A 14,081-nucleotide genomic window follows, 5' to 3' on the forward strand; every position below is an offset into this window, starting at 1 on the left:
AAAAATAGACTTTATTTCTTAAAAGATGGACAATCTTATGATTTTTAAAAGATTATTCCATTATAATTCATAAAAAAGGCTGCATCGTTGTCAATGCAGCCCTTCGATTATTTTTTAGAATCTTTACTTAGCCAATTCATTGATTACATCCATAATCTTCTGTCCTATTTCCTCAGCAGCCTCCATAGTCGATGCTTCACTGTATACACGGATAATGGCTTCGGTATTACTCTTACGCAAGTGTACCCACTTGTCTGCAAAGTCAATCTTCACACCGTCGATATCATTGATTTCTTCGTTCTTATAGATTTCCTTTACCTTAGCAAGGATAGCATCTACATCTATTTCCGGAGTCAGATCTACACGATTCTTAGCAATGAAATAAGGAGGATAAGTTGCACGCAACTCGCTCACCTTCTTGCCTTCGTGAGCCAAATGGCTAAGGAATAATGCGATACCTACCAAAGCGTCGCGTCCGTAATGGCTGGCAGGATAAATCACTCCACCATTACCTTCACCTCCGATCACCGCATTGGTTGCCTTCATCTTGGTCACTACATTCACTTCACCTACTGCAGAAGCATTGTACTCCATACCATATTTGCGGGTCACATCGCGCAAAGCACGTGTAGAGCTCAAATTAGATACCGTATTACCCGGAGTATGTTTCAGTACATAGTCAGCCACTGTGACCAATGTATATTCTTCACCATACATCACACCGTTCTCGCAAATCATGGCCAGACGGTCTACGTCAGGGTCAACAACAAATGCGACATCTGCTTTTCCCCCCTTCATCAGGTTCATGATATCACCCAGATTCTTTTCCAGAGGTTCGGGATTGTGGGCAAAATTACCGGTCGGTTCGCAATAGAGTTTTTCTACGTGTTTCACTCCCAGACGTTCCAACAGTTCAGGCAGAATAATACCCCCTACGGAGTTTACGCAATCGATGGCTACAGTGAAGTTAGCTTTCTTGATAGCTTCTACATCTACCAGGTCAAGCGCCAATACACTGTCGATATGTTTTTTGTTATAAGTAAGATCTTTGCGATAAGAACCCAGATGATCAACATCTGCATAATCGAATTCTTCAGCCGCAGCAATGCGAAGCACTTCTTGTCCTTCGGCTGCATTCAAAAATTCTCCGTGTTCGTTCAGTAATTTCAGTGCATTCCACTGCTTGGGGTTGTGTGATGCAGTCAGGATGATCCCTCCGCAAGCCCCTTCCATTGTCACAGCTAATTCTGTTGTCGGGGTAGAAGCAAGGTCGATATCAACCACGTCCCAGCCCATACCCATCAAGGTACCGACTACAACGTTCTTCACCATCTCACCCGAGATGCGGGCATCGCGGCCCACTACTATCTTGTTACTGTTCGATTTGCATGTCTTGCGAATCAAAGTGGCATAAGCCGACGTGAATTTTACAATGTCAAGCGGATTCAGTCCCTCGCCTGCGCCTCCGCCAATGGTTCCACGGATACCAGAGATAGATTTGATTAGAGTCATAGGTTGTTGTTTTAGAAAATTGGTTATTTAGTAGTTTTAGTTCAATGCTTTCTGGAATTTACGAATATCGTAGAAATAGGGGTTTACATATTGGTTAGCACTCTGATGCCCCATCTTTGAAGGTACAATCATTCTCACATGGGCATAGTTGGTAACATATTTCAAAGCAAGTAGCCATCCGGGAGGAACGTCTGTCGTACCATATTTGGCATACATCGAACCTTCTGTGAATACACCGGCCACCGAAGTTCCATTATCTACGTAACGGAATACATCCGGATAAGTATAGTAGTTCGGATAGTTTTCAAAACCGGGAAGCACCACATTGAAGCAAGTAGTATCATTGGCCTTAATATCATGCTCCACGAAGCGTACGGCTACAATATTATTATTTTTGATAGAATCGTTCTCCGGTTTATCGGTAACAATACCTTTATCCACAATCTGCATATAGACTCCGTTTGAGAAAGCTACATATTCATTCTTGGTCGTATCCGTCTTATATCCGTTTGCTTCAAAGTCACTCTCAGAAATAGTACGGATATCGTGCTTTTTAATAAAAGCGTTTACCGCATCTTTCTCTTCATCCAGCATTTCTGCATAAGTCTTCGAATTGTCGCAAGCCTGGAACATATATCCGAAGGCTAACAAGGAAAAAAATAACAATAGAAGTTTTTTCATTTCTGTATCTTATGTATATTCCGTACAAATGTATTTTAAATTAGTCGAATCTTTAGATTTAAAAGCAGAAAGTTCAAGTCTTTTAACCTTTGACTTTCAACTTTTAACGGAAGAGCAAGGAGCCATGGACTATAAGTCAAAAGTAACAAGAAGTTATACACTTGTCATTCCTTATTCATAAATTGTAACCGACAACCCGCGACCTCATTGTTTCAGAAGCGGCTTATATTTCTCCAATGCCTGTTCAAACACTTTCACAGCCTCTTCCATCGTACCGTAAAACTCTCCGCCTGACGCATTGAGATGCCCACCACCATTGAAAAACTCGGCAGCTAACTGGTTGCAAGGAAACTTACCTACGGAACGAAGTGAAATCTTAATCATTTTCTTTTCCGTATCCTCACGGAGGAAACAAGAGAAACAGACATTCTTAATCGAAAGCGGGATGTTTACAAACCCTTCGCTATCGCCTTTGATATAATCAAATTTTCCCTGTTCATCTTTGGTCAGCGATATAAGCGCAGAATTATAATCTTTATACACCCGCATATTCGATAATACATATCCCATCAAACGCAAACGGCTTTCGGAATAAGTATTGTAGACTTTCCGGTAGATATCATCTTTATCGATTCCTTTTGAAAGCAGTTCGCTGATAATGAAATAAATCTCACGATTATTAGAGTTATAAGTGAATCCTCCGGTATCTGTCATCATACCAGTATAAATACATTCAGCCCCCTCTTTGGAAATGTCACTGAAATATCCCATCCGGCAAATCAGGCGAAACACCAATTCGGAAGTAGAAGAAATTTCAGGATGTGAAACAGTGATCCGACAAAAGTCTTCGGGATGAAGATGATGATCTATCATTATTTTACGTCCCGGTGAGGAAGCTACTATATCAGCCATCTCGTCAATGCGCTTCAATGCATTAAAATCAAGACAGCAGATGACGTCTGCTTCCATAATCAACTTATCGGCAAACTCTTTATAACGGTCATACAGCAAAATATCCTTGCTACCCGGCATCCATCTCAGGAAATCGGGGAAAGCATTAGGGACAATTACATTTACAATTTTATCTTGAGAATCCAGAAAATGATACAATCCCAACGATGAGCCAATGGCATCTCCGTCAGGCGACACATGGGATACGATTACTATTTTGTCGGCCCGTTCAAACCATTTAGTAAAATGATCAATATGGGTTTGAGCAATTACTTTAGTCAGCATAACTTGTTTGTATAAATATGAGTTGGCAAAAATACGATAAATCTTTGTACTTAGAGCAAAAACCTCACAGAACCTTCGTCGGAAAGGGAGATAAAATGCAATCCCAACCGACGGCATTCTTCACTGAACACTCCCTTATAATAAGCGGACAGAGAAGAATCCAGAATAACCTCCCGGCAATGAAACAGTTGGGCCAATGACTCCAATCGTCCTGTATAGCCCTTACACAAATACAAATAATCTATGTTTAACGGTTCAGCGGCAGTTTTGTTTCGCCAACGGTTATCACTGACCATACAAATACGTTTATTACCGAACAGGAGCAGGTGGTCCTGCATCCAGAAGCCGGAAGAGCAATAGTCTTTTGTTATGGGTATCGGGGTATTTAGGTGTAACCGGTTCCAATAGCCGGTTACCGCACGCGAAAGCCGTCTTTCATCCGGAATGCTATCTGCATAGGCAAGCCAGGATTTACCTTGAGACTCAATGCAATGTACAACCGGACATCCCCGGACATTATAGAAAACAATGCTCTGCACTGGTCGGTCAGCCATCCTCCATGCCCAATGAAGACTACCTGTAACCAACAGGCAAACACCTACAAGGTACAAACTTTTCGCACTACGAACCATCATATGACGCATACAGGCCAACAAAGCCAGATAAAAGGCAAGAACTTCCGCCGGATAAATCCAAACATTATCGATAGATGCCAACGGTAGATGCTCTACCCAACGAACCGCAGCATTCAGTAAATCGATAAGAAACTTCACCGCCACAGCACACCAGGTATAAAGCTGAGAAAAAGGGCTGACCACCAGCAGAATAACCGCTGAATACATAATCACCGACACAAGTGGAATTACCAACAGATTAGTCAATAAGAAATGGGTGGAAAATCTGGAAAAATACAACAATACCAAAGGGGCTGTACCTATCTGCGCAGCAAGCGAAACACACATTAATGCCCAGACTTTTTTTAATACTCCATTACCAATCGGAAGCAACCTGAACAACCGGGGATATATCAGTAGAATGGCAGTAACAGCCGAAAAAGAGAGTTGAAATCCAACATCAAACAGCCAGAAAGGATGAACCGCCAACATAATAAATGCAGTCAGCGCAAGCGTATTAAGTGAAATACCCGTACGCCCGGATAAGACCGACAAAGCCAACAATGAAAACATAATAACCGAACGAACCACAGAAGGGGACAGCCCTGTAATGAAAGCAAATCCCCACAATGCAGTAATTATCACTATCGCACGAAACAGCCTCACCCCCCAAACATTCCCCGGCAACCACTTCAGAAGTAAAAGAAGCAGCATATATAAAAATCCGATATGAAGTCCGGAAAGTGCCAGTACATGACTGGCCCCTGACACGGAATAAGTCTCCCTAATATCTTCACCTAATTCCTCTTTGTAGCCAACAGTAAGCGCGGCAAGTACGGCAAACTCATCCGGTTCGAACTTCAAAGCACGATATTTATCCAGAATCCGGTCCTGGCAGTCCAATGCAATCTGCCGAAAGGAACGGGACATCCTGTGTCCGATTATCTGCCATTTTCCCTCTGCAACAAAAGCAACTCCTCCAATCCCTCTGTAACGTAAATAACGGGCATAATCAAATTCATCGGGATTACCATTATTGGAAGGTGGAGATACGCGCGCCATCAATACTAATTCGTCCCCATTATGTAAACTTCCGGCGAGTGAATCTTTCGAAATGTAAAGCAATACTTTCCGATTCACCGGTACGACTCCCACTGAGTCTTGTTTTTCTGTCAGAAATGCCGGACAGAGAAAAGTATGTTCCTTCTCGTCGGGCCGATCAGTCAGGATAGCCCGATAAACGCATTCTTGTTTTGGGAAAGCATATACAGTTTGTTGTAAAACCTGATTCATGCCGCCGGTTCCGGCCCCAAAAACAAGTAGATAGGCAACACTGCCGAATATCCACCGAAACGAATAGCGACGTGAAAAATAGACTGCCAGCAGCAGAAAAAATAATCCGGCAGAAACTCCCACCAACACGGTATCCGGAACATACACCTCCTTGAAAAACAAATAATTACCAACAAGAAAGCCTGCTATCAGAGGTAATAGCAGGCGTAAAAATGGATATCGATGTAAATACCGGAAGCTCACAAGCCGGCCTTACAGCCCTTTCATGGCATGAATCGTCTCTTCCGGATTCTCAGCAGCAAAAATGGCATTTCCTGCTACCAACGCATCCGCCCCGGCAGCCACCAGACGGGCACCTGTTTCCAGATTCACTCCACCATCTACCTCGATCAGCGCTTTCGATCCGGTACGCTCAATCAGTTCACGAAGTTCACGTACTTTCTCTACCGAGTGCTCAATAAACTTTTGTCCTCCGAAACCGGGATTTACACTCATGATCAACACCATGTATACATCCCGGATAATGTCCTGCAACAAAGCTACCGGAGTGGCCGGATTTATGGTAACAGCAGGCTGCATACCGGCCTCACGGATTTGTTGCACCACCCGATGAAGGTGTGGACATGCTTCGTAATGTACATTCATAATATGCGCCCCCAATGCCTTTACTTCAGGAATAAACTTCTCAGGATTGACTATCATTAAATGTACATCCAACGGTTTCTGAGTCAACTTAGCAACATACTTCAGCACCGGAAAGCCAAAGGATATATTCGGAACAAATACTCCGTCCATAATGTCAATGTGCACCCAGTCGGCTTCACTACGGTTAATCATCTCAAGATCCTTTGCCAGATATGCAAAATCTGCCGAAAGGATAGAAGGGGATATAATAGGTTTCATTTCATCAATATTTTAATAATAGCACAAAATTAACAAAAAAACATCAGAGCTCCCTCTTCTATAACAGTTTATTTGGCAGAAATTCTTTCCTTCTATTCCAATTCCACAATTGCAAATGACAGACTCTGCTTTCCAGTACGTTGCCTTTACACTATCAAAGCATAAGATAGAGAGCCTCACCGTCAATTATTCCGCCTTCATCCTAAATGCCTCAGTCAGATGAAACCCACGCAAAAGTTCATCTGTCTTCAGCCTCTTTTTACCCGGCAACTGTAAAGAAAGGATATTTACAAACCCATCCGACACGGCTACTTTCAGGAAGTGCTTTCCATCTGTAATAATGCTCCCCGGAGTCAGTGCATGTACTTTCTCTTCTTTCTCACTCTCAAAGATTTTCACTACAACCGCTTCACCTTCCGGATTAAGTAATTCACTCCACGCAGCAGGATAAGGAGAAAGCCCGCGGATAAAATCATAAACCCGTTTCACCGGCTGATTCCAATTAATCCTACAGGTTTCTTTGAAGATTTTCGGAGCTGAACGAAGCTCGCCGACCACTACCATTTCTTCCTGGGGAATTGCCTTTACATTTCCCTCCAGAATAGCATCTACCGTTTCTATCACCAGCCGTCCGCCCAACTGCATCAATTTGTCATGCACCACTTCCACATTGTCCGTATCAGCAATAGGAACGCGCACCTGCTGGATCACCTCACCTGTATCGATTTCATGTTTCAGGAAAAAAGTAGTAATCCCCGTCTCCGTATCTCCATTGATAACCGCCCAATTGATAGGAGCTGCCCCACGGTACTGCGGAAGCAAAGAAGCATGAAGATTGAAAGTTCCAAAACGAGGCATGTTCCATACCACTTCCGGCAACATCCGAAAAGCCACAACAATCTGCAGATCGGCCTTCCATTCGCGAAGTGCCTGAACAAATTCTGCATCTTTCAGTTTCTCCGGCTGTAATAAAGGCAACTGATGATCCAGCGCATATTGCTTTACCGGAGAATATTGGATTTTGTGTCCACGGCCGGCAGGTTTATCAGGCATTGTAATCACCCCGACTACATTATAGCCGCCTTCCACCAGACAGCGCAGGGCCTCCACTGCAAAATCAGGAGTCCCCATATATACGATTCTTAAATCTTCTTTTTTCATATTTAAAAAGCTATGAGTTATAAGTTTCCGGAAATTGTAACCCGTCAATCTTCCGAGAAATGCACCAATACCTGGCGATACGAATTAAATATTTTAGATTTTGAAACAAATCCCAGATACTTTCCTTCTTCGTTGACTACCGGCAAGTTCCACGCTTTTGTATCGTCAAATGTCTGCATCACCTGTTCCATACTGTCGGTATCATACAAACGGGCAGGAACAGAAGTCATCAATTTACTAACGGTAAAACGATGATAAAGTTCCTGACGGAACATGATGTTCCGGATATCATCCAGCAGCACGACACCTAATAGAATTCCATCCTTGTCTGTCACAGGAAACATATTACGATGGGAGGTCGAAATAGCCTTTACCAATTCACCCAAATCCATTTCCGGACGTACACAGACAAAGTCTGTTTCGACTACATTTTCCACTTTCATCAATGTCAGTACAGCCTTATCCTTATGATGGGTCAGCAACTGTCCTTTCTTGGCCAGACGCATGGAATAAATACTGTGGGGTTCGAACACAATGATTGTCAGATAAGAACTGACCGAAACGATCATCAAAGGCAGAAAAAGGTCATATCCACCGGTCAGTTCAGCAATCAGAAACACACCGGTCAACGGGGCATGCATGACCCCACTCATGACTCCTGCCATTCCCATTAGAGCAAAGTTCTTTTCCGGTAAAGTGGAAGTAAAATCAAAATCATTGCTAAAGTGGGAGAAAACAAAACCGGCAATACATCCCAAATACAACGAAGGAGCAAAAATACCACCGCATCCGCCTCCACCGTTAGTCGCACTCGATGCAAATACCTTCAACAGGATAATCAATACCAGATAAACCAACAGCAGATTGCCATATCCATAGAACAAGGAGTTATTCAATACCGTATCCCAATCGGCATTACTCGTACCGTTCAGCAATAATTCAATCGTATCGTAACCTTCACCGTAAAGAGGCGGAAAAAGAAAGATGAGTACACTCAACATCACACCACCCAATGCCAACTTCTTATACGGATTGGACAGTTTACCAAATACCCCTTCTACAGAACTCATGGCACGTGTGAAATAGAGTGATACCAATCCGCAAAAGATACCTAAAAGAATCACATAAGGAATACGTTCCAACTCAAAAGGCTGATCCAAATGAAATTTAAACATAGCCTCTTGCCCGGTTGTAATATACGAAACAGTAGCAGCCGTAACAGCCGAGATTAACAACGGCAACAAGGATGACATGGTAAGATCAATCATCAATACTTCCAAAGTGAATACCAATCCCGCTATCGGCGCTTTGAAAATACCTCCAATGGCACCGGCAGCACCACATCCCACCAGCAACATCAACGTACGGTGTTCCATCTTGAACATACTTCCCAGATTCGATCCGATAGCCGATCCGGTAAGTACAATAGGGGCCTCGGCTCCTACCGATCCGCCGAAGCCGATGGTAATGGCACTGGCAATGGTCGACGACCAGATATTATGGCGTTTGATACGTCCTTGACGACGTGAAATTGCATAAAGGATCTTCGTAACCCCATGACTGATATCATCCTTTACGATATTGCGCACAAACCATCCGGCAAGGAAAATACCGACTACCGGATAGACCAGATAAAGGTAGTTGGCCTCTGTCGTATTAAAATTATCTGTGAGAAAGTTCTGTATCGTATGAATGAAGAACTTCAGGATCAATGCAGCAATAGCTGTAAAAATACCTACCAGAAAACTTAAAATGAGAATAAACTGCTTTTCTTTAATCTTATTCTCGCGCCAAATAATAAAGCGCTGTAATAAACTTATCTTTTCTTTTTCCATTATTCGCGAATAATCTTAATCACTCCACCTTTATCCAGCTTAATGATACTCGATGGTTTAGGACGACTCATATCATCCTGCCGGAAATTGACAATGTAGTCTACCGACGATTTTATTTCTTCGCTGATTTCATTGAAATTGGCAGCTCCCGGCTGTCCACTGATATTGGCAGATGTCGAAACAATAGCCTTACGAAACTGCTGGCACAAACGACGGGAGAATGCTTCGTTCGTCACCCGGATGCCTACGCTACCGTCTTCGGCAAGCAGATTTGAAGCTAAATTACGAGCACCGGAATAAATGATAGTCAATGGTTTATCGGCAACTTCCATCAAATCCCAAGCAATCGAAGGGACATCCTGCACATAAAATTCGACCTTCACCGGCGAATCCACCAATACCAACATCGCCTTGCTGTCAGCACGTTGTTTTATCTCATACACCCGGCGCACAGCGTCTTCATTGGTAGCATCGCAGCCAATTCCCCAAACCGTATCGGTGGGATAGAGAATCACCCCGCCTTCGCTCATCACTTGACAAGCTTTTTTAATGTCTTCTATCATTTCTTGATCTATTTCTTGTGAGAATAACGTGCAAAAATACTAATTTTGCCCAATAATAACAAAGGTTAAGAGAAAACAAATGGAAGAAATCGAATTTCATCACAGTTTACCTATACAACTACGATTCAATGACGTAGACAAGTTCGGACACGTCAACAACACCGTCTATTTTTCATTCTACGACCTCGGCAAAACAGAATACTTTGCTTCGGTTTGTCCGGGGGTTGACTGGGAAAAAGATGGTATTGTAGTAGTACACATTGAAGCCGACTTTCTGGCACAGATTTTTTCATCCGACCATATTGCCGTTCAAACCGCCGTCTGTGAGATCGGAACCAAAAGTTTTCATCTGATGCAACGGGTTATCGATACCGAAACAATGGAAGTGAAATGTATTTGTCGCTCGGTCATGGTGACATTCGACTTGGAGAAACATCAATCCAAGCCACTGACCGAAGAGTGGATAGAGGCAATTTGCCGATTTGAAGGAAGAGACTTAAGAAAGAAAAAATAAATAATCCTCCGTAGATGCCTTTTTCTACGGAGGATTTTATTTTCTCCTTAATATAAGAATTCCTTATTCACGTTCCCCGACACACTCGCATCAAACCACGAAAGGTTCGATTGATCAAGCACCCATTTTTCATAATTAGGATATGCCTGTATGACATTAATTCTCTCCTTCGGATACTTCCATGCCGGTGAGGAGGCTTCTTTACGTGGGAAATCAAGTGCCCAGGGATAGCGGTTGTCCATGCGATAGTAAACTCCGGACTTAGGATCCGAGCGATCATTTTCTGTTTTGAAAAGTGAAACATCCGCATGCTTTGTCGGTTTATAATCTACCAGATGAATCTCTTTTTGACGGCTGTTGACAAAGATAAACGGATTAAATTTTTGAGTCTGCAGATTGCTGACAGGAGTTTTCAACCGAACGGTTATTTCAGCGGGAGTCCCGGAAATTCCGGTTGCCGTCCCTTCCGTATTCACATATCCCTCAGTAGTCCCCAAAGCTACATTTACATCGTTCCACACAATGAAAGTGGCCCATTCATTCCCTTCCTCAATAATAGCACCTTCCAGTTTTGACCGATCAATAATGTCCTCGGAAAGCGGAAGTTCAATCCCGACCCCAATATGCGTCCACGGGGCTGCCCCCTTCGCAATTGGTGTGAAAGTCAATTTCACGGCAGTAATAGAATTACCATCTCCTTTCTCCAGCTCATAAGCATAATTCATCACAAAATCATTGAAATCATAATCTCCCATCTTAGGCCACTGGTCTTCAAAAGCAAGTGTTCCATAAACAGCCTCCGAAGGAGCGAATTCATCAATTACCGGAATATCTTCTTCCGGTTTAACGGCAGATACCGGTGATGCGGTAAGCTTTATCAGCACGTCATTGAAATCATAATCAGCCTTCGCATCGCCATAAGGACGGATATCAAACCCCATAATGCAGCAGTTGTAATCGGACATGCTACGGATCACGGCATTTGTTTTTTTAGTTGTATTCAAAGTTGGAGTAGAATAATAGAATCCGTTTACATTCGCATTAGGAAATGTCTGATTCTGGAATTTATAGGCGCTCTTCGAGTTTACACCGCCAGTAGCGATATTCGTCATGTTTAACCCGTCACGTGCCACGGCAAAACCGATACGTGTACCCTTCGGAAATATTGTATCATACTTGTTTCCGTCCCAATATAATAATTGCACTTTCAGTCCCGACGGACATTTTTCCTGATGGGTGTTCGGCAACAGTAAGGTCATACGATGTCCCTGTATATCTTCGCGTTTATTGAGTTCCCCTTCTTTATAACTATAGTAAGTCAAAACATTGTAAACAGTCCTATTATTTACATAGAATCCCCCATCACCAACATATGTAGCCCACACTTCTGCTCCCAGTTCGTCAGTAACCACCAGATCCGAACTCTTATTCAGATCCACATCCTGTACATTCTTCTGTTCCGGATACCAACTATTCACCCGGTTTAAAAATTTAGGTGACAATTCTTCTTTTGAAACAAGCGGCGAAGCATTTAAAAGCGGGATGCCGTCTTTCCCAACTTCTGCATCCGCATATGGACTATACAGTTCATAAAGATTGCTTAGCTTCTGGCTGACAGGAATCGCCAACTCTGCCCCGCCCCGGGCAACAGCCATGCGAGTAGAAGCATTGGTACTGACTTGAAAGGGTACGGCAGACAAGACACACGTCATTCCCGGTTGCACATCAACCTCCTGCACACCGGGAAAACCGGCAGTCAATGAAGTTATATATACCTTATCGACATTTACCGGAACAGATATAATAGCATAAATGCATCCATCCACATCTGTATAACCAACATAAAGAGGCTTAATGACAATAGTCCCATCCTCCTCATAAGGTTGTTGGGGATAAATCCCTATCAAGATGCCTTCAGCCACCTTCTCATTCGCAGAGGTAGCCATCACACCGATCTGCTTATCGGTTCTCAAAGAGAATTTAAATGATAAATCCAGTTCCTCCGTATCATCAGGATTCTTACCCGACGGTTCATACAAATCTTTTTCTTTTACACATGAGGTGCAAAAAAGTACTATCAGCAGTGCATACTTCAGCAATGATACATTATTTCCCATAAGACTCTGTTTGTTCGTTTGTGCGAGGTCACCATATATCAGTAATCTCAGTAATCCATTCCACTGTACAAAAATATCAAAAAAAACAGAAACTTACAAAATTTGATCATTTTAATGTAGATTTTATTCTCCTTTATCTTATAATATCATTCACACCACTATATAGGCCCTATTATTAATGCTCTTTTGCATTCCCGGTTCTACAGGTAATATAATAAAATGCCGGCATCCACTCTTCCAAACGGACACCGGCATTTATCATTCCAACCGAAGCTGTCAGCCGCCTATCAAAGCAATCCCTGCCCTCCGATCACCCCGGCAATAGCACTTGCTACAGCAATAATCACTTTCAAAATAACGTTCCAATTATTTTTCTTCATCTTTTTCATCCTATTAAAAATGCAACTACGCAGTCGGATCATCTACTATGTCTCCATCACCACCTCCGGAACCATTATTGCCCGAAGCACCGATCCCACTCGCCTTCTGAAACTCAACACCCTGAAACAAAGCCCGAGTAGTACCGATAGCCGCAGGACGAGTATATTCAGGAGTAAAATGACAAAGAAGGGCTGCCACCTGATTCGGATTCACCTCTTCCTCTTTGTCCACTCCCCTTCCCCGTGTACGCGCTTTCATCGTAAAAGTACCCAATCCGTCCAGACGTACCGTCTTACTGTCCAGCAGTGCACTACGCATCGCTGTCATCAAGTTCCGAACCACATTATGCACATCACCCGGAGTCAACGACGACTTTTCCGCAATCATTTCAGCCAATTGCTGAGTAGATACCACTTTACCTACCTTCACCAAGTTCAAGTGCCATTTCTTATCACCGGCCTTAGTTGCCATAGTCGATTTTACTGCTTTATAAAATAATGCCATATTCCTAATCTCCTTTTTTAATGTTATTACCACTGATTTTATTCACATTGCGTTGATCAACATTGCAAAGGTGCACATTTGCAGGAAGATGACAAAGGAAAATGAGGCGTCCGGATCAAGTTATACAGAACAAGTTATAATCATCACATTATCAGAGTTATTACTTAATTCTTTCTCATACATCTACTTCACATACTCTGCCATTGTTCGATTATTCATATTATATCCGTTTAACGGAATGTCCCCAGGTTTATACCCGATATAGTATAAAGCTGGGGACGAAACAAAAATCTATACCCGAAAACCGGGTATATCTCTTTTCTACTTCGCTAATCTCCGATAAGCCTCTTCTAATTTTTTATCGTACTGATTCTGAGCATATCCGGAACCATTATATCTTTTGGCAAAACCGGTCCAGTCTTTCCGCTCCAGATTGGGCCGTAACTCAGCAAGTTTAACAAACCTCGCAAATGCCTCCAGTTGCTTATCTTCTCCGGTACACATATCTTTCACCATTTCATCTACACAGCCATACCCGCACATCACATAGTTAAAGCCCATCACCTGAAACATTCCCCATGGAGTTCACGCCAAAAGATGTGTCCTTCGAATAAGATCATCGGTCGCCCCGGAGCCACAAAGCCCCCACGACCACCGGTTTCAACTGTCTTTACGGCTTTTACCACTGCCACTTTAACGCCAAGCCAATCTGCCACACGCTGAAAATCATTCTCTGTTAAGTTTTCCATGAGTAATTAAATTTATTT

Annotated in this window: 12 protein-coding genes and 1 pseudogene; 1 reads left to right on the plus strand and 12 read right to left on the minus strand. The window is 42.9% G+C overall.

The window, feature by feature from the left end; translation table 11 throughout:
- Window positions 1-123: 123 nt before the first annotated feature.
- The 8 genes from glmM to R3O62_RS00580 all read right to left on the minus strand — a co-directional run bounded on the left by glmM (window position 124) and on the right by R3O62_RS00580 (window position 9,798).
- Entirely contained in the window at window positions 124-1,512 is a 1,389-nt protein-coding gene (gene glmM / locus R3O62_RS00545) for a phosphoglucosamine mutase (protein ID WP_005808542.1), read from the minus strand.
- 36 nt (window positions 1,513-1,548) lie between these two features.
- A complete protein-coding gene (locus R3O62_RS00550) occupies window positions 1,549-2,193 on the minus strand; it encodes a DUF4827 domain-containing protein (RefSeq protein ID WP_005781500.1) in 645 nt (214 codons plus the stop codon).
- Window positions 2,194-2,397: 204 nt separating this feature from the next.
- Window positions 2,398-3,429, minus strand: coding sequence for a DHH family phosphoesterase (locus tag R3O62_RS00555; protein WP_005781501.1), 1,032 nt, complete (start codon window positions 3,427-3,429; stop codon window positions 2,398-2,400).
- A 50-nt stretch (window positions 3,430-3,479) separates the two neighbouring features.
- Window positions 3,480-5,579, minus strand: a complete 2,100-nt coding sequence (locus R3O62_RS00560; protein WP_317473055.1) for a ComEC/Rec2 family competence protein — start codon at window positions 5,577-5,579, stop codon at window positions 3,480-3,482.
- A 9-nt stretch (window positions 5,580-5,588) separates the two neighbouring features.
- Window positions 5,589-6,239, minus strand: a complete 651-nt coding sequence (gene rpe, locus R3O62_RS00565) for a ribulose-phosphate 3-epimerase (protein ID WP_005781503.1) — start codon at window positions 6,237-6,239, stop codon at window positions 5,589-5,591.
- A gap of 186 nt (window positions 6,240-6,425) precedes the next feature.
- Complete coding sequence (gene fmt / locus R3O62_RS00570; RefSeq protein WP_269109938.1) at window positions 6,426-7,400, minus strand: methionyl-tRNA formyltransferase; 975 nt, start codon at window positions 7,398-7,400, stop codon at window positions 6,426-6,428.
- Window positions 7,401-7,444: 44 nt separating this feature from the next.
- Entirely contained in the window at window positions 7,445-9,235 is a 1,791-nt protein-coding gene (locus R3O62_RS00575) for a chloride channel protein (protein ID WP_005781508.1), read from the minus strand.
- The gene (locus tag R3O62_RS00580) at window positions 9,235-9,798 is read right to left on the minus strand and encodes an L-threonylcarbamoyladenylate synthase (protein ID WP_005781511.1); all 564 of its coding nucleotides are present in this window, start codon (window positions 9,796-9,798) and stop codon (window positions 9,235-9,237) included. Before R3O62_RS00580 ends, R3O62_RS00575 begins: the two co-directional genes overlap by 1 nt.
- Window positions 9,799-9,877: 79 nt before the next feature.
- Here R3O62_RS00580 and R3O62_RS00585 point away from each other — a divergent pair, with 79 nt between their 5' ends.
- Window positions 9,878-10,312, plus strand: coding sequence for an acyl-CoA thioesterase (locus tag R3O62_RS00585; RefSeq protein ID WP_005781514.1), 435 nt, complete (start codon window positions 9,878-9,880; stop codon window positions 10,310-10,312).
- A gap of 47 nt (window positions 10,313-10,359) precedes the next feature.
- On the opposite strand, the gene R3O62_RS00590 is transcribed toward R3O62_RS00585, so the two are convergent.
- From R3O62_RS00590 to R3O62_RS00605, 4 genes and pseudogenes are all read right to left on the minus strand, one after another.
- Window positions 10,360-12,429: an LruC domain-containing protein gene (locus R3O62_RS00590; protein WP_269109939.1), complete on the minus strand. Its 2,070-nt coding sequence runs from the start codon at window positions 12,427-12,429 to the stop codon at window positions 10,360-10,362.
- A 287-nt stretch (window positions 12,430-12,716) separates the two neighbouring features.
- Window positions 12,717-12,809 carry a smalltalk protein gene (locus R3O62_RS00595; protein ID WP_005781518.1) on the minus strand — a complete coding sequence of 31 codons (93 nt, stop codon included), beginning with the start codon at window positions 12,807-12,809 and terminating at the stop codon, window positions 12,717-12,719.
- 25 nt (window positions 12,810-12,834) lie between these two features.
- On the minus strand, window positions 12,835-13,314 hold the full coding sequence (locus R3O62_RS00600) for an HU family DNA-binding protein (RefSeq protein ID WP_032541833.1): 480 nt from the start codon (window positions 13,312-13,314) through the stop codon (window positions 12,835-12,837).
- Between the two features lie 321 nt (window positions 13,315-13,635).
- A pseudogene (locus R3O62_RS00605) lies at window positions 13,636-14,063 on the minus strand (N-acetylmuramidase family protein).
- Window positions 14,064-14,081: the final 18 nt, after the last annotated feature.

This window comes from Bacteroides hominis (assembly GCF_033042785.2).
Taxonomy (GTDB): Bacteria; Bacteroidota; Bacteroidia; order Bacteroidales; family Bacteroidaceae; genus Bacteroides; species Bacteroides hominis.